Genomic DNA, 20,075 nt, shown 5'->3' with positions numbered 1-20,075 from the left:
ATGAAAAGAAGAGACTTCATCAAACTCAGTGGCCTGGCAGCCATTCCTTTAATCAGCCCACGCCTGGTGTTTGCCACCGATGGACAGAATGGCAGTGGGCAGGACATACTGGTGTGTGTGTTTCAGCGTGGCGCTGCCGATGGCCTTAATCTGGTGGTGCCGTACGGCGACAATAATTACTATCAACAGCGGCCTAACATTGCAATAGCACCACCTGGACAAACCGGAGGCGCCATTGATTTGGATGGTTTTTTTGGCCTGAACCCCAATTTGTCAGCTCTCAAGCCGGTATTTGATGCCGGAGACCTCGCCCTGATCCACGCCTGCGGATCCCCGGATCCTTCCAGGTCTCATTTCGAAGCCCAGGATTTCATGGAATTTGGCACACCAGGGGTTAACACCACCACAGATGGCTGGCTGAACCGCTACCTGGCTGGAGCAGGGCAGACAGCCACTTTCCAGGGCGTTGGCATGGGTCACGTGCCCCTGTCCTTACAGGGTTTACAGCCAGTGGTCGGTATGAATTCAATCGCCGGTTATGACCTGAATACCCACGAAAACACCCAAGCCGCATTGCGACAATCCATGATGGATTTATATGACCAACAACAAGACATCGATGTGGTCACAGCGGGCATTTTGTCATCAGTCGACGAACTGAAAGCCGCGGATCCAGATTCCATAACACCCGATAATGGTGCGGTGTATCCATCTTCTCCTTTCGGCAGCGACATGCAACAGGTGGCACAATTGATCAAAGCAGGCCTGGGCTTACAGGCGGCCTGTGTTGACACCGGTGGCTGGGATCACCACAACCAACTGGAAACATCACTGAGTCCATTGTCGGCTGATTTTGCCAACACCCTGGCTGCGTTCTACCAGGACCTGGGTTCACAGATGGGTCAGGTCAACGTGGTGGTCATGACCGAGTTTGGTCGGCGGGTACGGGAAAATGCGTCATTGGGAACTGACCATGGCCATGGCGGCGTGATGTTTGCCATGGGTGGCGCAGTCAATGGTGGTCAGGTTCATGGCCAATGGCCTGGTTTAGATGATGCCAATTTATACAATGGTGACCTGGCGATCACCACCGATTACCGGACCGTTCTCAGTGAACTGTTGATCAAGCGCATGGGAGCGAAGGACCTGTCTATTGTTTTTCCTGATTTCTCAGGCCCTCATGATGCAGGTGTTTTTCAGCAATGAAAGAGCCTTGAGAACATCTGAGTCACCTTGCAACAGGTGTGTCCGGTTTAATGCTTTGGTACTGCATCTAACCTCTGTTGTTCAAAAACAGCAAAGTTCACTGCTTGTTCTAAATCATCATATCTGTAATTTTTATATATATAAATGAATTTCATTTCACATGTGATGCCATGCTTTTTCATGATGTTATTTTTTTCGTTTGTTGTGGTCATGCCTGATGCTCCTGAGATTAATGTGTAGTTGATTTGGAATGATTAAAAACGGATGGCTTTTGCCTTACCTGATGTGGATATTGTGGGCTGCGGTTTTGAAATGACAGCACCGCAGGGTTTTTAACCACCCCGCCATCTATGTTGATAGCTCGCCTGATGGTTTCACTGGCCTGCCAGCCGGCATATCCAGCCTGTACCGTATGCAAATGCACTATGAGTGCTGCTGAAATAGAACGGGTTGCGCTTTCCCACAGATAACTTGGAGTATGATCCACAGCATAATAATCAACTGTGTTGTATTTGAACATGGGTTCTTTGAAAGATGTGGGCCTGGCAAAGAAAAATCCCATACCTTTATCACAACTGACATCAATGATCAGGCTGTTGGGTTTTAAGCATTCAGATTCTGACTCTAGGACGAAATGAACCGGATTTCTGGTGTTTTGAAAAACCCCGTTGACGATGATGTCTGCTTCCAGCAGCAAGTCATAAAGAGGCCGGATACTGCCGTCGTGTTCTACCACAATCATGCGAGCCTGCTGATCCGAACCCGGCATGATTTTCACATAATGACAGTCCAAAACTTCTTCCCTGACTTCATGATCGGGCCGTTGAATACAGATTGTGATGTCTCGAAATCCATGAGCTTTCAAGGCATATATGGCTCCCCGACTCACCGCTCCAAAACTGAATATGACGACTTTTCGTTGATTGCCATAGTGACCATCTATTCCTCTGAGTTGCAGGGCATGCAAGACAGCACAATAACCAGCCATTTCGTTATTCTTATAAAATGTGTGTCTGCCAACCTTGCCTGCAGGGGACCAAACGAACATGTCTTCAAAAGCGATAAGGGTTTGTTGACGATCAATCGCTGTTTGAGTGATCTGTGGTTGCTGAACACAATGGGTATATCCCCATAACGTTCCACCAAAACGAAGCTGCTTTAAATCTTCTGGAATTGGTTTGGCGATGATGACCGTTTCTGATCGACTCAATATGTCTTCGCGTGAAGCCATTCCACCTGTCATGCTGGCGATGGACTGATCCGAAATACCAAATGCATTCCCATAACCGGTTTCAAAAATGAGTTGCTCTCTCAAAGATTGTGGTATACGAGTTAAATGATCAGGGTGTATGGGATAACGCCTTTCATCATCTTTCATTGATGTACCTATGACACCTAATTGAAAATCAGGCGTTCCATTGATGGGCTTTGGGGGAGCTGATCTGTTGTTTTGAAGCGCACTCATGGCCTTTCAATGCCATTCAGAAATTGAAATAAATCACTGTCAGTTGATAACACCAGGGTGGCATTTTTTTCCATGATCACAGGGTAGGCTTGCATCGACCTGGTGAATTCATAAAGCTCTATTGACTGTGTGTTTTTATTATATGCCCGGGCATAAATTTCTGTTGCTTTGGCATCAGCCAATCCCCTGATTTCTTCGACTTCTTTGTAAGCTTCCGATTGAATCTTATTTAACTCTCTGATTCTATTCCCTCTGATGCGAGCAGCTTCCCCATTACCTTCAGACAAGAAGCGTTCTGCTATCTGTCGACGTTCACTGATCATCCTGTCATATATTTTCGGCCTGACACTGGCATTGTAGTTAATCCTTTTAAAACGGATGTCAAGCAATTCAATACCGAACACCTGAACCTTTTCAGCAGCCGCCAAAAAAATCTCTTGTTCTACCAATTGCCTGCCTTTTTGGATGGGAACAAGGTTACCCACATCTGCATCTACACCCGATTCTTTAAGGGAGTCTTGGGCTGGTTCCCGGTCTTTGGTGGTTCTGATGATCTCAATTAATTCATGTTTTGCCACGGCATTTCGTGTTTCACTGCCTAAAATATCATCCAGTCTAGATTGCGCACTACGTTCATCTCTTAATCGCAAAAAGTATTGCAGTGGATCTGTGATGCGCCACCTGGCAAACAGGTCCACTGATATGTAGAGTTTGTCTTTGGTTGGCATGTCAGAGGGTGCTCCATCCCATTCGAGAATCCTTTTGTCAATCGCATTGACCTCTTGTATGTAGGGCGTTTTCAAATGCAAGCCTGCAGCAGTGACCGCCTCACCAACAGGCTTTCCAAACTGAGTTATGATGACTTGCTCAACTTCACTTACTGTATAGAGCGATTCTTTGAGGGAAAGAATGACGAAGGCGAACAGCACAACGAAAACAATTGGTTTCATTTTTGGGCTCCTTTAGGTTGACCATTACCGCTGGTATCAAGGTTCAATAACGGCAATACATGTTTTGTGGTTTCATCGATGATGATTTTGGATTTGATGCTGGGCATTACTTTTTCCATGGTTTCAATGTAAATCCTGCGACGGGTGACCTCAGGAGCTTTGCTGTATTCAGATAACAAGGCATTAAACCTGGCCACATCGCCCAGCGATTCATTGATTCTCTTTAAACGATACCCATCGGCTTCCCGGATTCGCTGATCTTTTTCTCCCAATGCCAGCGGGATGACTTTGTTGTAATCACGCCTGGCTTCATTGATCAGTTTTTCTTTTTCCTGCTGTGCCTGATTGACTTCATTGAAAGATTCCTGCACAGGTTTGGGTGGGTTTATGTTCTTCAGTTGCACTTGATCAATACTGATACCCATTGCATATTTTGTAGACAGCGTTTGCATTTTGACCAAAGCTTCAGATTCTATTTCCTGCCTGCCAATGGTGATCACCTCATCTACGGTCCGATCACCTACCACTTCACGCATCACAGACTCAGATACATACCTCAGTGTTTGACTCGGGTGGCGTACTTCGAATAAATACTTGGTTGGTTCTGAGACCCGGTATTGAACCACCCACTCAACCAGCGCAGCATTGAGATCACCGGTAACCATTTGCGTTTCTTGTAAACCATTCTGTTCGGTTGAGCTTTGATATGGATCTGTAGCACCGGGTGTTTTAAACCCAAATTCCTGCTTCAACTGTCTTTTAACCGGTACGATGGAAACCCGATCAATTCCAAAAGGAAGTTTGACATGCAATCCAGCTGAAACCACAGTCAGGTACTTGCCAAATCGTTGCACAACAGCGACTGAATCACTGGGGATGGTGTAAACAGCACTCCAGACAGTGATGCTCATGACGAACAGGAGACTGATTAAGCCAAAATTCTTCATGCTGCCACCTGGAGGGTGCTTCCCAAAGACTGAAATCAACATTATTTTGAGTCTGTTCAAAGATGATGAAACCTGACTTTTGGGATCCCAGGGGTCCTGAGGGCGATGGTGAGTATTGTTCATTGTTTTGTTGGCATTGTGATGCGTCCGGTTTGTGGCTTATGCCACAGTAAAAGTGTTGCAATCAAACAAACAGGAGATAGCTGTTGTTTTAATCTCAGTATCTGGGTGGTTCATGTGAAACATGTTGTTCCCAAAAGGGTTTGCCTGTGACTAGCAGTGGTGATTTTGAGGTCACATCTGGCCAAATCAGGATGTTTGATGCAGTGTATTTGCCACGACAGTTAACCAAGCCATGATCTTTAAATCGCTCCACAGGCTGGTTTCTGGAAGAACAAGCTAACAACCAATTATTTGGGTAAGTTTGAATAAGTGATCAGAATAAATATGACAAAGAAAAGGATCGTTGAACGGGCCTGAATGTTCGTTCTTTGATTGATTTTATGTGAAAAATTGATGAAGGGATGATCTGCTTCATTTCCAATCGTGAGTGTGCTGTTTTTTGTTTGTTTTGTTTGAGATGGACCTGAGGCCTGGGGAGCGTATCTTTTGCGTATATGCATACATTGCAACCGGTTGTAGGCAAAAGGTTTTTGCCTATACCAGAGATATTGGGGCATATACTGATAACACAATCACTGTGCGCCAAATATTTGATTAGAAGTGCCGGGAGAAAACCTGATACACCATATGTTTCCATGCAACTTCGAAATACTATTCAATCAATTCAACGAGTTGTCTGGTCAGTAGAACTGGTCTATTATGCTTACCATTGGAAAGATCATACCAGCATAATGATGTACCATTTTCCATCAACAACAGGCCCGGCACCTCACCAATCAGTGAACCTAATTAGCTCATCAATCCAACCGCTCATAAGCCATGATCAGAATGGTCTTTTGGTGGTATGATAAGCCCGTTAAATGTTGATTTATGACCCATGGCCTCAAACCATTTGAAGGTACCCACCGGACTCAAGGTCCGCACCCAATTAATGACTGTACTCAAGCCGCTATATCTGTGGCTTGGTCAAGTTGAAAGCTGGTTTTTAAAAGATGAATTGGCAAACACAGTTGTGACCAAGCCAGTGTATGTGAATGCATTGCCAAGATCTGGTACCACCATCATCAGCGAAATCCTCAGTCAACACCATGACACATGCCATCACCAGTATGGTGATTTTCCGAATGTGTTTACCCCTTATTGGAAACGCTGGTTGAAACAAAGAAATCCGGTTAAATCTGTGCAATATACTGAACGCAGTCATGGTGACAGGATCATGGTAAATCAGCAAAGCATTGACGCATTTGAAGAAGTTATCTGGCAGGCATTTTTTAAAAACATTCACCAGCAAAACAGGTGTCAAATACCCGATCCCTGGCAACACCCACCATTCATTGATTTCTATACCGACCACATCAAAAAAATGATACTCGTAACGGGGCAAACCAGATATATTTGCAAAAATAACTACAACATCAATCGTATGTTACAAATACTGGACCTGTTTCCTGATGCCAAATTCATCATTCCAATACGTCACCCAATCAATCATGTGGCATCAATGCTAAAACAACACAACAAGTTTTTACAGGCAGGTAAACACAATCCTGACATAGACCGACAGCTGGCTGCTTCAGGGCATTTTGAATTTGGCCGTTTACGGGAATTGATCTCATTTGGAGATCAAGTGTCAGAACAAAATGTCTTAAACCATTTTGAAGACTTAATGGGGTGGGCCAGATATTGGGCATATTACTATAAACAAGTACACCAGTTGATCAACTCAAACCTGCAATTGCAGTCATCTGTACTGATGTTCCGCTATGAAGATTTATGCTTTGATACGGCTACCACATTGGAAAAAATCTTTGCTCATTGCGCTTTGAACCATTCCAATTACTCAGAAATTCAGTCACAATATGAAAATGTGTTGACTGTACCAACCTATTATTCGGTTGAATTCAGTGATGAACAAAAAACAGACATCATGCACATCACGGAGGAAATGGCCACACTTTTCGGCTATAACCTGAACAATCATTTCTAGAAGGTATTTATGAAATTTAAAAAAATCTGGCTGTTACTTTTTCTGACATGTGTCTGCTTACCAGCCATGGCTTATATTGGTCCCGCTGCTGGCATTCCTATCATCGGAAGCGTTGTGGGCTTTTTTGTCACCTTGTTCCTGGTCATAGTGGCAATTCTGTTCTGGCCAATTCGTAAAATCATCAAAAAACGTAAACAAAAAGCCCAACAAGATCAAACATAATCATGGGGGTTTTTGACTGGTTGACACCAATACTTAATTGGTTTGATGACTTGATTTCTCCAGTCATACCGCTCACCTTCATATTGATTATTTGGGCCTTGATCAGTGCATTACTTGGTGTTCTCACTTTCAGAAAACTCTGTCAGTTCGACCGTTTGACTGATACCAAAACGCAACTCAAAAGTGCTCAGCAAACCATGATTGATCATGATGGCGATTTTGCTGATTTATTACCGCTGGCCTGGCAAAACATCAAATTGTCATTGAAAAGGATGGGCATCACACTATGGCCGGCACTGACGTCAATCATTCCGGTGATGTTTATTCTGGTGTTTTTGTCTAACCGTTATGATTTGCAAGCACCAGCTCAGGGTATGCTCGTGCCTTACACGGTCACTGCTGAAACAGAGCAGGGGGGCGAACCCGACTGGTATTGGCTCAATCAGGATAATATGCAAAAACACAAACAACTGCATTGGCCTGAAAAAACAACGACACTGACCCTCACCAATGGTGACACTGAAGTGTTTTCTGCACCCTTCAAACCAGTTGGTATTATTCATAAAAAACACTGGTGGAATCTGTTGATAGGTAATCCGGCAGGTTATTTAAGTGAGGACAGTCCAATCAAACAAATCACCTTTGAATTCCCCCAAAAAACGGTACCTGACTGGATGCAAAATTATCTGGGTGGGTGGCTTTGGTTTTATCTGCTGGTCACGGTGTTGTTTTCTGTTGTTCTGATGATCAGGCTCAAAATTAAATTTTGATACACCTGCTAATGATATAAAAAAGGCCGGAAATCCGGCCTCATTGCACATATGCAGCGTCTCGGTGCTTATTTCCTGCTCTTACTTCTTTTGACTTCACTGCGTCCCAACTGCATGGCTGCCGGATTAGCAGACCTCACCCACAAACGGGTCAATAGCTTGGGGTATTTTTCAGCAATCATGGCCCGTTGTTGTTCATTCAAGTGACCCACCACATTGATCATCATATCCACTTGTCGATTGATATTGATCACTGCCATCTGACTGACCTGATCCCTTTGGGTACCGGCCTTAGATAAATCAACACCTGAAAGCACTTTGCCTAAGGCATCAAACGCGTCCTTTTGGTTTTTGTGATCATCCTGGTGGTACTGCATGTACGCTACAAAGTCATGATCCATTTTGTGTCGCTGGTCTTCAGTGATGGACAATTCGTCAATTTTACGTTTTTGATTCCACCACATTTTTGACATCAAGGCTTTGGTGGACTCTGTTTCAGCATGAAAATGCCCAGTTCCAGCATGGCTGAATGAAACAGGAACAGTGGCCATCACAGCCAGAACAACGATACTCAAACTGCATTGCCGAAAAGTGAATGGTTTCATTTGTAAATCCTCGTGACAATTCAAAAGACCTCATTATACACGGACATTGCCATGTTGTTTTGTCAAGGTGATTGAATTAATATATCCGTCCAGAAACCACGTTCTTACCCTGAGGAGACTGATCATTAAAACCAAAGTTATTGCCCTTTTCGTTGTTGGCTTGTTGGCAGGTGTCACTTATTATTGGTTCACTCAAGAATCACAGCCTACCACCTCAACAGTCAGCCAAAATACCGCAGATACCAGCGAGCTGAAAAGGCCAGGGCGCTCAATCATGCTGATCACCGTAGACACCACCAGACCGGATCGGTTGGAGCCCTATGGTAATGATCAGGTAGCCACACCTGCTTTGCAAAACCTTGCCAACAGAGGTATTGTATTTGAACAGGCCTGGGCAGTTGCTCCAATCACCCTGGTATCGCATGCCAGCATACTTTCAGGATTGTATCCTTTTCAGCATGGGGTCAGAAACAATGGTACTCAGTATGTCGATGAAGAAATCACTACTCTGGCAGAACGTCTGAAAGATTCTGGATACCAAACCTCTGCATTTGTATCAGCTGCTGTTCTTGATAAAAGATACGGTTTGGCGCAGGGATTTGACGTTTACGACGATGACTTGTCTGACCGGCGAAACGTCAGTCCAAGAATGGTGGCTGACCGGATTGCTGAAAGCACTGTAAACGCCACCATGGAATGGCTGGACAGCATAGCTGAGGACCAACCGTTTTTCTCATGGGTACACTTTTACGACCCGCATGCCAATTATTCACCACCACCTCCATTCAGAGATGAGTATCGCAACCGCTTATATGATGGCGAAATCGCTTATATGGATGCTCAAATCGGACGTTTACTTGAGCACCCAAAGATGCTCGCTGCCGGAGATGAAGCTCCAATCATCATGGTCATTGCTGATCACGGCGAAAGCCTGGGTGAACATGGTGAAAAAACCCATGCATTGCTGGCATATGATTCAACCCTGCACATTCCATTCATTATGCACATTCCAGGTATGACAGGCGGGGTGAGAATCAAAGAGTCAGTGGGGCATGTGGATGTGATGCCAACATTGCTGAACCTGGTGGATTTGCCTGCTCAAGCATCCGATGATGAAATGGCTGGCAGGGACCTGACCCCACTGCTGGCAGGTCAGTTCTCCGAGCCAAACAGGGCATATTACTCTGAAACCTATTTACCATATTATACATATGGCTGGGAAAAACTCAGAGTCATGCGCAAAGGCCGCTGGAAATTAATCGAAGCCCCTGAAAATGAACTGTATGACCTGATGCGTGATCCCAGAGAGTTGAGCAATGTCATTGAGCAACACAGCAATACATCATATGACATGCAAAGAGACCTCACAGAATGGCTTGAAAAGGAGGACTCAGGAACCGATGCCAATTTGAGTCTCAGCGCTGATGAACTGGCTAAACTCAGATCACTGGGATACTTGTCAGTAGGCAGTGGACGGGTTGCTGAACGGGAAAATCGCCCCAATCCAATGGCCATGATTGGTCAACATGTAGGCTTGGAGCGGGCCCGGATGTTATTAGCGGATCGCTTTTACCAGCAAGCCGTCACCCAATTGCAGAATGTACTGCGTAAGGACCCACAAAATCTGGCAGCTTTGATCGATTTGGTAAGGGCTCATGAAGGACTGGGTGAGGTTGAACAGGCCATTGAGCATGCAGAACACGCCCTTGAACTGGATCCAGAGTACACCCAAACTTACCTGACCCTTGCCAGACTGGAATCACAACGCAATGACATGGACAAAGCATTGGAGCTGGTTGAACTGGCCATTAATCTAGATCCCATCAATCCGGAATCAAAAATTCTAAAGGCCACTTTCCTGAATAAAACCAATGACCTCGCCGGCATGGGCAAAATATTGTCAGATGGTTTGAAAGACAATCCAGAACACCCACGTTTAAATGCCGTGTATGCTCACCTGGTTGAAGCCAGGTCAGGAATGTATGAAGATGCAGAAAAAAGGTTAAAGTCAGCCCTGGAAAGAGACCCGTACCTGGATCAAGCCTGGCGGTTCATGGGACAATTACAGGAACGGATGCTTAAACCCAAAGAAGCAGAGGCAAGTTATCGCAGAGGATTGCAAAGCCGACCAGATGATCCGGAGTTGCATGGTGCATTGGGTCACTTACTGGCCAGATCAGGTCGTTTTGAAGCTGCAGAATCACAATTGAGAGAAGCCATCAGGCTTTCTAAGAAACCACGTACTGAACTGCACTTGAGTTTAGGCGGCATGCTGTCTCAGTTAGGCAGGCCCGAAGAAGCCCAGAAAGAGTATCAAAAGGTATTGGCCATCAATCCGGAACACCCTGGTGCCAGAAACAACGCAGCCATTGCGCTGTATCGCTCAGGAAAAACCCAGGCTGCCAAAGAACTGCTGGTTGAGGTCATCAAAACTTTCCCCAATCAGGCCGATGCCCACAATAATCTGGCTGCCATTGCTGTTGACCAAAAAGACTGGCAAGCAGCCATTAAACACAGCCAGGATACCATTAAGCTGGCACCCAATCTGGTTGAATCCTGGAACAACCTGGCGATAGCTCAGGAAGAAACCGGGCTTTTTTCTGAAGCGCGGCAGAACTATGAAAAAGTCCTGAGTCTGGATGCTGATTACTGGCCAGGGTACTATAACCTGGGGCTTTTGATGCTAAAAATGAATGACCATGAGGCAGCAAAGGATGCATTCAACGAAGTGCTATTCCGGGTGCCAAATCATGTAGACTCACACTTAGAACTGGGCTTCTTGTACGCCGATGTACTCAAAGACAAGGGTATGGCGCTGAATCATTTGAATGCATTTCTGCGACATGGGGGTGACCAACATCACAGGGTTGAAGAAGTTAGGATGAAAATCAATGGCTTATAGACATTAAATGTGACATTCGGGTAGATATAACACTTGTTTTTAAATTTCATAATTGACATAATGGAGACCATGATTTGTGGGTCAAATCACATCTTTGGTAGAAGGAAGATGCTTGTAATCTAGTAAATGCTGTGATGAGGGGGGAATCCTGATCTGGTGTTTTGGAGCTGAATCAATGAAGAAACAACTATTACACCTGACATTCACCTTATTAGTTGCTGTGCTGGTCACATCAACCGTTAATGCATCACATATTTCCGGCATTAGAATCACCCAAACAGGGAACACTGGTCTGACCATCAATGTTGACATGACTGTGTTCTATACCACAGGCAGTACCGAAACAACAGCAAATATGGGAACCTATTATAACCAGGTTCCTGCTGCCAACTGGGGGGATGGTAACACATTAGCCCGCTACGGTTATGGACCTTCAACGGGCATACCGCTGGTGGCAACATCAACAGTCGTCAATGGCATACCAGCCCGTGCTTACCGGGGAAGCTTTTCTCATACTTATGGCGCACCTGGTAATTACACCATAGAAGCCAATACATCTTGCTGTCCATTGACCACGCCGACTTACACCCTGGTGACTGGTAGTATCCTGACCACCACAATTGCTACTTCAGGCCCATTTGGACCCACGACATTCACCACCAGTTTCGTGCAAAACACCTTGGATGTGAATGCGGTGGCTCCCGCTTTTGCCAAAGCTTTTGCCCCTGCTGGCGTTCCTGTTAACACCCCAAGCACACTGACCTTTACCATCGACAATACGGCCAGCACGCTGGATGACAATGCCTTGGCTTTTACTGACAATTTGCCAGCTGGCATGGAAGTGGCGGGCACGGCCAACGTGGTTAATACATGTACCGGTGGCACAGTGACAGCCACTCCTGGATCTTCCAGCATATCCTACTCTGGAGGTGTGGTACCGGCAGGCGCAACGTGTACCATCAGTGCCGATGTCATTGTAACTCAGTCAGGAGTCTTCAGTAACACCACTGGCGACCTCACATCTTCTTTCGGTAACAGTGGCTCAGCCAGTGATACCTTGACCGGTTTTTCTGCACCAGTATTCAGTAAAGCATTTGATCCAGACGACATCACCAATGTCACCGAGAGTACACTAACATTCACCATAGACAACAGCGTCAATGCAGTGGACGCCACCGGTCTGACTTTCACTGACAACATGCCGGCCGGTATGACAGTCAACACTCCAGCCAATGCCATAAACACCTGTACAGGCGGCACATTAACTGCCAACCCAGGAGATGGTGTCATCAGTTATTCAGGTGGTACTGTAGGAGCAGGATCAGTCTGCACCATCAGTGTAGATATCACGGTAAGTGGAGTGGGTAATTATGATAATGATGCGGGGGTGTTGGGCTCATCATTGGGTGACAGTGCACCGGCTTCTGCCATTGATCAATTGATAGTGGGCATTACCCGTGCGGTACCCACTTTATCAGTCATCGGCTTGTCACTGCTGTTGCTGATGTTTGTTTTCATGGGCTTTAAAAGATTTAGAAGATCTTGATGAGTCGTGAATAAAAGCAAACATTAGTCATGCTTATTGATGTAACCGGAGTCTTTTACAAAGGCTCCGGTTTTTTTATCTTCCTGACGCTGTGTATACTGACCTCAGACGCATCCAGTCAACCTTCATTCAGTGACGTCACCCTGAACAAAGGCATTCAAACCTGTCAAAACGAACAGGAAGGTTTTGGTATTGGTTCAAGTGCGGCAGATTTTGACAGTGATGGTGATGTTGACTTATTTTTGGCCACACCGGAAGGGGACAGGGATCGATTACTGGTCAATGATGGTGCCGGAAATTTTCAGAACATGGCCAGTCAAGCTGGAATAGATGTGATTACCCGCTCAAGAGGTGGATTGTGGTTTGATCATAACAATGACCGCAGATTGGATCTTCTGGTTACCACCGACTGCTTCAGAACGGCATGCGAAACGTTTACGACCCTTCTGACTTTGTATCAACAAACATCGACCGGGACATTCACAAATGTAACAGCCCAGGCAGGCTTAACAGATCCGGCCTTGTCACGCGACTGGCACCGTTCTGGTGTAGCCGCTGGAGACTTAAATGGCGATGGTTACCTGGATCTGATCACTGGGTATTGGGAAGGGCCTGTCAAGCTTTACCTTAATCAACACAATGGTACATTTATTGAAGTTTCGCAATCTGCTGGGCTTGGATCTTCCACAGAATACCGTGGACATTGGCAGCCTATGATCATCGATTTTGATGGTGATGGCTTACTGGATATCTATTTTACCATCGATTTTAACGTCAATAAATTATGGATCAACCAAGGCAATCAAGACGGAGTCCCAGTATTTGCAGACATGGGTCTGATCTCATCCTGTGACAACAACATGAATGACATGGGTTTGACCATGGCTGATTACGATGAAGATGGCGACCCGGATATCTACGCCACCAATATTTTTCGTAATGGTAATCACAATGTATTACTCGAAAATCAATCAACTCCCGGAAATCCTGCCTGCGTTGATGTCTCTGCAATGGCAGGTGTGATGGAAGGTGGTTGGGGGTGGGGCACCACTTTTTTCGATGCCAACAACGACACCCACATGGATCTGGTTGAAACCAATGGCTGGCACATCAACGGCTGGGAACAACCCATCCGGCTGTTCATACAGAATTTCAATAACCTCAAAACTTTTATAGATCAAGCCCCGTCCAGTGGACTGACTTCACTACAATGGGGCAGTTCATTGTTGGCACTGGACATGGACCGTGATGGCGATCTTGACCTGATAGAATCAGTACCTGATGCCTGTGCAAGAAACAGGCCTTTTGACTTGCCTCTTGGCATCTATGAGTCTACCCTGGACAACACCAATCTGGACAAGAATCACTTGGTTGTCAAACCCCGGATTGACGGGTTAAATCATTTTGCCATTGGTACCAAGGTACAAGTCACGATTGGGAACAGAACATTGACACGTTGGGTCACTGCAGGTACCAGCTTTTTAGGGCAGGAGCCAGCAGAAGTACACTTTGGCCTTGCTGATCTGACTTCGATTGATCAATTGATCATTACCTGGCCAGATGGCATGCAAACCATTGACCATAACCTGGCAGTGAATCAACTCCTGACCTACACCCATACTCCTTTCATTTTTAAAGATGATTTTGAATAACGCCCCCTCACAAGTGTTCAGTTTGGTATTGAAATTGAGCACGGTCTTAGTCCTGATAGGTTTGTTGATCAGTTGCACTGATCCATATGCCCACTTACCTGAAAAAAAATTAATGGTCTTGGGTGTTGATGGCATGGATCACAGCATGACCAAAAGGTTGATGGACGAAGGTAGAATGCCCAATTTCAGCCGCTTGAGCAAACAAGGGATGTTCGGCCCTCTGGGTACGTCTGTACCTCCATTGTCTCCTGTTGCCTGGTCAGATTTTATGACCGGCATGGACTCTGGAGGTCATGGCATTTATGATTTTTTACACCGAGATCCCAAAACACTCAGTCCTGAATTTTCGATGAGTAAAACCATTCCGCCAGAAGACCATATATCCATAGGCTCATGGCACTTACCCACCGATTCTGGCCAATTAATAAACCTTCGTAAAGGACCTGTTTTTTGGGGAACCTTGAAAGAGCATGGTGTTTTCACCAGTATCATGCGCATGCCGGCCAATTACCCCCCAGTTGGAGCAGGGGACCAGGAATTGACTGGTATGGGAACACCTGATTTGCATGGCGGTTATGGCAGATTTACTTTTATCAACAGTCGCTTCGGTGCTGGCAGAAAACAAGTTGACGGAGGTGAAATTCAGGAGGTATGGTCTGAAAACGGTGCCATCATGGCCACCCTGAAAGGACCACTGAACCCATTTAAAGACCCTGAATTGAATGAAACCCTGGAACTACCCATCAGAATCACTGTTACTTCCGAAGGAGGTCGCATAATCATTGATTTGGATGATCAACTCATTAAGCTGTCTCCAGGTGAATGGTCAGACTGGGTTCCTGTAGAGTTCACAATGATGCCTCTGGTGGCTGACTTACATGGCATGGTTCGGTTTTACCTCAGGCAAACCACACCCAATCTTGAATTGTATGTATCACCTATTAACTTTGACCCACTGAATCCAGACACTGCACTGTCTCACCCTCATGATTTTGTAGAAGACCTGGCAGAGGAGGGCGGCAGATTCTATACCCAGGGAATGCCTGAAGACACCAAAGCCTTTGAGTCTGGAATCCTGACTCAGGAAGAATTTTTTCAACAAGCAGAAATCACTGCCAGAGACTCCCTGTTGCAACTCAATGACAGAGTGAAAGAATTGCTTGAGAATCGTCGAAGTTTTTTGTTTTATTACCTTGGACACCTTGATCAGGTCAGTCACATGACCTGGAAGTCAACTGACCCTGAACACCCCACATATGACCCTGAAACGGATCCTGTATGGGCTGCCAAAATCGAACAACTGTATATGGACATCGATCAATTGGTTGGCCAACTGTCCCAACAACTGGGTAAACAAGCCACATTGATGGTTATTTCAGATCATGGATTTGCTCCTTGGCGCAGACAAATGGACCTCAATGGATGGTTGTTACAACATGGTTACCTGACTTTAAAAAATGGCAACACCAGCAGTCCAGAAGGACTTGTATCTGTAGATTGGAGTAAAACCCGTGCATATGCCATTGGATTTAACGGCATTTATATCAATAAGCAAGGACGTGAACAGCATGGGGTGGTTTCAGATGAAGAACTGCCTCAGTTAATTCAATCATTGCGTTCTGATCTACTGGCTACAAAAGACCCTGACAGTGGCCGACAAGCGATCACCAAAGTTTACATCACGGCTGACTATTTCAGCGACCAATCAGCCAATCCACAAGCTCCTGACCTCATTGCTGGCTTTGCCTACGGCACCCGAAATTCATCGTCATCAGCCTTGGGTGCAGTGTCTGCTGTTGGTGATGTTTTTACCGACCATACAGACGCTTGGAGCGGTGATCATTCTATGGATCATGAAACAGTACCTGGCATATTTCTCACCAATAACCCCAACATCCAACCGCCCTTTGACCTGAAGCAAATGGCCAGCACCATACTGACGTTTTTTGATTCCGGAGCGTCAAAACAATAACAATGAAGCAATTACTAAAACATGGACTGACTTGTCTGCTGATAACTACAGGCAATCTTGCCCATGGCGAAATTGCATTCACTGATGTCAGCAACACCGCTGGCATCAGTGGCCACCAATATCAATCTTCCGGGGGTCATGGTTTGGGCATAAATTGGGTTGATTTAAACAACGACGGCTGGGACGATTTATTTGTGGTAGGGGGCGGACCGGGTTTCCCGCCAAAATTATTCATCAATCAGGGTGAGGGTAATTTTCTGAATGCAAGCCATTTACTGCCACAGTTGCCCAACGTAGAGATGTCAGGTTCTCGTTATGCCGACTATGATAATGACGGCGATAAAGACATCTTCATTTACACCGACCACCCCGATTTTCATGTCTTCAGATCCAATGATCCAGATGGACCTCCCAATCTTCTTTTGACCAACCAGTTCACAACCTCAGGAGTGGTTGGATTCATAGAAAATGCCAGTGAAGTTGGACTTGCAGACCTGGCACCGGTACCTTTTGGCCCCCTACCAGCTTACCGTTCCAAAACAGCAGCCTGGCTCGATTATAACCTGGATGGCTGTCTGGATCTGTACGTGGGTCATTTGGTCCATAATGCTGGTGGATTTGATGTTAATCGCGACCGTTTGTATCAAAATCTATGCAATGGAGGTTTTGTTAACATAACAGATTCCAGTGGACTTTATACCGACCAAGACAATGCGGAATACCGTGCCGCACTGGGTTCAGGCGCGTTTTTGATCAATGATGACTTGTGGCCTGACCTCTATGTCATCAACGTGTCAGGAACTGACCCTCAACCCTATTTAAACGATGTGATTTATCTCAATCAGGGGTCAATGCCACCATTACCACCTTTTGTTAATAGCACAGATTCATCACCAGGCGTGGGAAATGATGCCCAGGCCGGCATGGGTATTGATGTTGCTGATATTAACCATGATGGACATTGGGACCTGTATATTTCAGATTTTTTCGTCACAGATTTGGATGAAAACCCTCCCGGCAATGTTTTATATATGGGGCAGGGCAATGGTCTGTTCAGCGATAACATGGCCATAGCAGCAGGTGTTCAGGCCAATGATTCCTGGGGAGTCAATTTTTTTGATGTTAACCACGACACTTGGGAAGATTTATTTGTCGCCACCATTTCCAGTGTTGATCATGATTATTTGTACCTTAACCTGGGAAATGATAATGACAACCAAATTCAATTCACTGACGTGCCTGATGCAGGTGGTATCAATGCAAATAACGCGAGGGGTTCTGCAGTTTCAGATTATGATCATGATGGAGACCTCGATCTTGCCGTAGTTAACCAATCAGGTGATTTGCAACTGTTCAGAAATGATACCGCATCACTGGGTAACTGGTTAATCATACAGCTCGATGCTCGCGACAGCAATTCAGATGCCATTGGTACATTGGTTGAAGTTCGTTCTGGCGCACTGTTATTAAAACGACAAGTCACTGGTGGCTCAAGTGCACATTCACAGAATAGTCTGAACGTACATTTTGGTTTAGCCAACCTTGATGTGATTGAACAATTAAAGATATCCTGGCCATCTGGAAGAATCACATTACTCAATCATGTATCTACCAATCAATACTTGCGTGTTGCTGAAGCTGATGACCTGATTTTCTTATCTACATTCTGATCCACATTAATGCGCATAATATATATTATGTTAAATTGTATTTTATGAACTTTAGCTATATGGGCAGTTTGTGGACGTGCAACTAAACTTGGAAACTTTCTGCAACTAAACTTCAAAATTTACAATTAAAGTTGTCAATTTATTAACCAGAGATATTTCCCGAATTATAAGTGGCCATAATGTGAATATTTTTATAGCAATTTGATTTGATAATTTAAGTCATTTTTTAATCTCAAAATTAATCCAACTTTTACCATTCCAATATAAACAAAACTCGAAGCAAACTAACCAAAAACCTGTAACTGGTTTTGGTAAGTTTGGTTTTTGCATTGGAACTTGATTATGATTAAAAAAATATGACACAAGTTCAAAGGGCGTTTTTTCACCTGGCATTAAATGCATGAACACTTCTCTTTTGGAAGCAGATGACAAAGTTAGTTTATGAAGAACGTCAATACATTTATTACTTGAAAGATAATTGCTTGCCCATTCTGATATTCCGTCACCATTCAAATTCTCAGCTCCAACACTTCCAGGCATTGACATGAATACAGTACCATCTCCTTTACTTCGAAATTGCAAAATCGAGACAATACCTAAGTTTTCCAAATTTTTAAATAATACAGAATCAAATCGCTCCAAGTTCTCATCTACATGAAGAGCAAAATCAGATGGAAGATTTTGACTTTCAAGCTTTACCAAAATCGGTTCTAAATTTTCACGAATGGTTTTCACTCTTGTATTGGATGATATTTGTAAATCCCAATCACCTATTAAATTCCATTTATTCGGACCTCTTGCTGGTCCAAGATTCCATGTTTCGACTTCTTTCTGGCTCATCACTCCAATACATTCAATCGCATATTGTGGGTTGTTCTTGTTTCCAACCCCTAGATCAAATGACCTTTCCCCCAATTTCAGCACCATGACAAGGATGAGATTTCCAATTAAACTAACAAAGAGGAGATCTCAGAATGAAGAAGAAACGTTACACAGAAGAACAGATCATTGGCGCCATCAAGCAGCATGAGTCAGGCGTCAAAGTCGATGACATTTGCCGGCAGATGAACATATCGTCAGGGACTTTTTACAACTGGCGCAGTAAATATGCTGGGCTTGAGGTGTCAGAGGCCAAACGCTTGAAACAACTGGAAAGTGAGAATGCCAAGCTGAAGAAGCTGTTGGCAGAAAAGCTTTTAGAAAACGAAGCCATGAAAGACGTTCTGTCAAAAAAGTGGTAAAGCCTGCCAGTAAGAAGAAAATCGTCACACACTTCAAGAAGACATATCAATTCAGTGAAAGGACTTCCTGTGATTTGGTAGGCATCAGCAGAACGGGATTCAGATACCAGGCAAAGCCCAAGGGTGATCAGGCCATTAGAAAGCGATTGCTGGAGCTGGCTACGAAGCATCCCAGCTATGGTTACTTATTTCTGCATGGGCTGATGAAGTCTGAAGGGCTGGTTTGTAATAAGAAGCGAACCTACCGGATTTACACTGAACTGGGGCTGCAGGTACGCACCAAGAAACGCAAGAAACTGATCAGGCCAAGAATGCCTATGTTTGTGCCCAATCGTCCTGATGTGCGGTGGTCAATGGATTTTGTCAGTGATCAACTGGCCAATGGTCGGCGTTTCAGGGTTCTTAATGTGATTGATGACTTTACCAGGGAAATGGTTGGTCAGCTGACTGCTTTTTCAATCAGTGGTAGGCAAGTAGGTAGTTTTTTAAGTGAGCTTATTGAAACCAGGGGTAAACCAGCTCAGGTTGTCTGTGACAATGGCACCGAGTTCACTTCAAAAGCCATGTTCTTTTGGCAGCAACAAACTGGTGTGAAACTGGGATTTATTCAACCAGGCAAACCAACTCAAAATGCATTCATTGAAAGTCTCAATGGTAAGTTCAGATCAGAATGTTTGGATCAAAACTGGTTCAAATCAATCGAACAAGCCATCGAGAAAATAAGCCAGTGGAGGAACCATTACAGGCAGAATTACTACTTCTACCCAATATCAGTTGCAGAGCAGGGCTAACTAATTGATAATAAATATTATTATTT

General features: G+C 44.8%; 16 protein-coding genes. 10 read left to right on the top strand and 6 right to left on the bottom strand.

The features are described 5' to 3' along the window. Entirely contained in the window at positions 1-1,206 is a 1,206-nt protein-coding gene (locus B0475_RS02940; RefSeq protein WP_157892663.1) for a DUF1501 domain-containing protein, read from the top strand. A gap of 47 nt (positions 1,207-1,253) precedes the next feature. Here the strand turns inward: B0475_RS02940 and B0475_RS17595 are convergent, their stop codons facing one another. The 4 genes from B0475_RS17595 to hflK all read right to left on the bottom strand — a co-directional run bounded on the left by B0475_RS17595 (position 1,254) and on the right by hflK (position 4,568). Continuing rightward, positions 1,254-1,418, bottom strand: a complete 165-nt coding sequence (locus tag B0475_RS17595; RefSeq protein ID WP_157892662.1) for a hypothetical protein — start codon at positions 1,416-1,418, stop codon at positions 1,254-1,256. 17 nt (positions 1,419-1,435) lie between these two features. Then, positions 1,436-2,584: a N(5)-(carboxyethyl)ornithine synthase gene (locus B0475_RS02935; protein ID WP_232781831.1), complete on the bottom strand. Its 1,149-nt coding sequence runs from the start codon at positions 2,582-2,584 to the stop codon at positions 1,436-1,438. Positions 2,585-2,667: 83 nt separating this feature from the next. After that, positions 2,668-3,621, bottom strand: coding sequence for a protease modulator HflC (gene hflC, locus B0475_RS02930; RefSeq protein ID WP_077409943.1), 954 nt, complete (start codon positions 3,619-3,621; stop codon positions 2,668-2,670). Further along, positions 3,618-4,568, bottom strand: a complete 951-nt coding sequence (hflK, locus tag B0475_RS02925) for an FtsH protease activity modulator HflK (RefSeq protein ID WP_198538085.1) — start codon at positions 4,566-4,568, stop codon at positions 3,618-3,620. The genes hflC and hflK overlap by 4 nt, the downstream gene beginning before the upstream one ends. Positions 4,569-5,622: 1,054 nt before the next feature. Between hflK and B0475_RS02910 the strand changes: the two genes are divergently transcribed. The 3 genes from B0475_RS02910 to B0475_RS02900 all read left to right on the top strand — a co-directional run bounded on the left by B0475_RS02910 (position 5,623) and on the right by B0475_RS02900 (position 7,670). Then, positions 5,623-6,678, top strand: a complete 1,056-nt coding sequence (locus B0475_RS02910; protein ID WP_198538084.1) for a sulfotransferase — start codon at positions 5,623-5,625, stop codon at positions 6,676-6,678. A 9-nt stretch (positions 6,679-6,687) separates the two neighbouring features. Beyond that, entirely contained in the window at positions 6,688-6,900 is a 213-nt protein-coding gene (locus tag B0475_RS02905; RefSeq protein ID WP_077409938.1) for a hypothetical protein, read from the top strand. Positions 6,901-7,097: 197 nt separating this feature from the next. Next, a complete protein-coding gene (locus tag B0475_RS02900) occupies positions 7,098-7,670 on the top strand; it encodes a hypothetical protein (protein ID WP_157892661.1) in 573 nt (190 codons plus the stop codon). Positions 7,671-7,738: 68 nt separating this feature from the next. Here the strand turns inward: B0475_RS02900 and B0475_RS02895 are convergent, their stop codons facing one another. Then, the gene (locus B0475_RS02895; RefSeq protein ID WP_077409936.1) at positions 7,739-8,275 is read right to left on the bottom strand and encodes a hypothetical protein; all 537 of its coding nucleotides are present in this window, start codon (positions 8,273-8,275) and stop codon (positions 7,739-7,741) included. Between the two features lie 274 nt (positions 8,276-8,549). Between B0475_RS02895 and B0475_RS02890 the strand changes: the two genes are divergently transcribed. From B0475_RS02890 to B0475_RS02870, 5 genes are all read left to right on the top strand, one after another. Continuing rightward, a complete protein-coding gene (locus tag B0475_RS02890; RefSeq protein ID WP_157892660.1) occupies positions 8,550-11,177 on the top strand; it encodes a tetratricopeptide repeat protein in 2,628 nt (875 codons plus the stop codon). A 175-nt stretch (positions 11,178-11,352) separates the two neighbouring features. Further along, positions 11,353-12,723: a DUF7933 domain-containing protein gene (locus B0475_RS02885; protein WP_077409934.1), complete on the top strand. Its 1,371-nt coding sequence runs from the start codon at positions 11,353-11,355 to the stop codon at positions 12,721-12,723. Between the two features lie 29 nt (positions 12,724-12,752). Next, positions 12,753-14,375, top strand: a complete 1,623-nt coding sequence (locus B0475_RS02880) for a CRTAC1 family protein (protein WP_077409933.1) — start codon at positions 12,753-12,755, stop codon at positions 14,373-14,375. Continuing rightward, positions 14,362-16,347, top strand: a complete 1,986-nt coding sequence (locus B0475_RS02875; RefSeq protein WP_077409932.1) for an alkaline phosphatase family protein — start codon at positions 14,362-14,364, stop codon at positions 16,345-16,347. Before B0475_RS02880 ends, B0475_RS02875 begins: the two co-directional genes overlap by 14 nt. Positions 16,348-16,349: 2 nt before the next feature. Beyond that, a complete protein-coding gene (locus B0475_RS02870; RefSeq protein WP_077409931.1) occupies positions 16,350-18,017 on the top strand; it encodes a CRTAC1 family protein in 1,668 nt (555 codons plus the stop codon). A gap of 219 nt (positions 18,018-18,236) precedes the next feature. Here B0475_RS02870 and B0475_RS02865 read toward each other — a convergent pair whose 3' ends face one another. Next, positions 18,237-18,944 carry a hypothetical protein gene (locus tag B0475_RS02865; protein ID WP_077409930.1) on the bottom strand — a complete coding sequence of 236 codons (708 nt, stop codon included), beginning with the start codon at positions 18,942-18,944 and terminating at the stop codon, positions 18,237-18,239. 47 nt (positions 18,945-18,991) lie between these two features. On the opposite strand from B0475_RS02865, the gene B0475_RS02860 reads away from it, so the two are divergent. Continuing rightward, positions 18,992-20,049, top strand: a protein-coding gene (locus B0475_RS02860; RefSeq protein ID WP_109862338.1) for an IS3 family transposase whose coding sequence is annotated in 2 segments (ribosomal slippage) — positions 18,992-19,244 and positions 19,244-20,049 — 1,059 coding nt in all. Because the reading frame shifts where the segments join, the coding sequence is not laid out codon by codon here. Positions 20,050-20,075 lie beyond the last annotated feature (26 nt).

The organism is Marinicella sediminis (assembly GCF_002000055.1).
In the GTDB taxonomy this organism is placed as follows: Bacteria; Pseudomonadota; Gammaproteobacteria; order Xanthomonadales; family Marinicellaceae; genus Marinicella; species Marinicella sediminis.
Note: the sequence above shows the minus strand (reverse complement) of the source record. Positions and strands in the feature narration are given on the sequence as shown.

Excerpts from the sequence above, each read along its gene's own strand:
- B0475_RS02940 (WP_157892663.1), top strand. The coding sequence starts at position 1 with ATGAAAAGAAGAGACTTCATCAAACTCAGTGGCCTGGCAGCCATTCCT.
- B0475_RS17595 (WP_157892662.1), bottom strand. The coding sequence starts at position 1,418 with ATGACCACAACAAACGAAAAAAATAACATCATGAAAAAGCATGGCATC.
- B0475_RS02935 (WP_232781831.1), bottom strand. The coding sequence starts at position 2,584 with ATGAAAGATGATGAAAGGCGTTATCCCATACACCCTGATCATTTAACT.
- hflC (WP_077409943.1), bottom strand. The coding sequence starts at position 3,621 with ATGAAACCAATTGTTTTCGTTGTGCTGTTCGCCTTCGTCATTCTTTCC.
- hflK (WP_198538085.1), bottom strand. The coding sequence starts at position 4,568 with ATGAAGAATTTTGGCTTAATCAGTCTCCTGTTCGTCATGAGCATCACT.
- B0475_RS02910 (WP_198538084.1), top strand. The coding sequence starts at position 5,623 with ATGACTGTACTCAAGCCGCTATATCTGTGGCTTGGTCAAGTTGAAAGC.
- B0475_RS02905 (WP_077409938.1), top strand. The coding sequence starts at position 6,688 with ATGAAATTTAAAAAAATCTGGCTGTTACTTTTTCTGACATGTGTCTGC.
- B0475_RS02900 (WP_157892661.1), top strand. The coding sequence starts at position 7,098 with ATGATTGATCATGATGGCGATTTTGCTGATTTATTACCGCTGGCCTGG.
- B0475_RS02895 (WP_077409936.1), bottom strand. The coding sequence starts at position 8,275 with ATGAAACCATTCACTTTTCGGCAATGCAGTTTGAGTATCGTTGTTCTG.
- B0475_RS02890 (WP_157892660.1), top strand. The coding sequence starts at position 8,550 with ATGCTGATCACCGTAGACACCACCAGACCGGATCGGTTGGAGCCCTAT.
- B0475_RS02885 (WP_077409934.1), top strand. The coding sequence starts at position 11,353 with ATGAAGAAACAACTATTACACCTGACATTCACCTTATTAGTTGCTGTG.
- B0475_RS02880 (WP_077409933.1), top strand. The coding sequence starts at position 12,753 with ATGCTTATTGATGTAACCGGAGTCTTTTACAAAGGCTCCGGTTTTTTT.
- B0475_RS02875 (WP_077409932.1), top strand. The coding sequence starts at position 14,362 with ATGATTTTGAATAACGCCCCCTCACAAGTGTTCAGTTTGGTATTGAAA.
- B0475_RS02870 (WP_077409931.1), top strand. The coding sequence starts at position 16,350 with ATGAAGCAATTACTAAAACATGGACTGACTTGTCTGCTGATAACTACA.
- B0475_RS02865 (WP_077409930.1), bottom strand. The coding sequence starts at position 18,944 with ATGGTGCTGAAATTGGGGGAAAGGTCATTTGATCTAGGGGTTGGAAAC.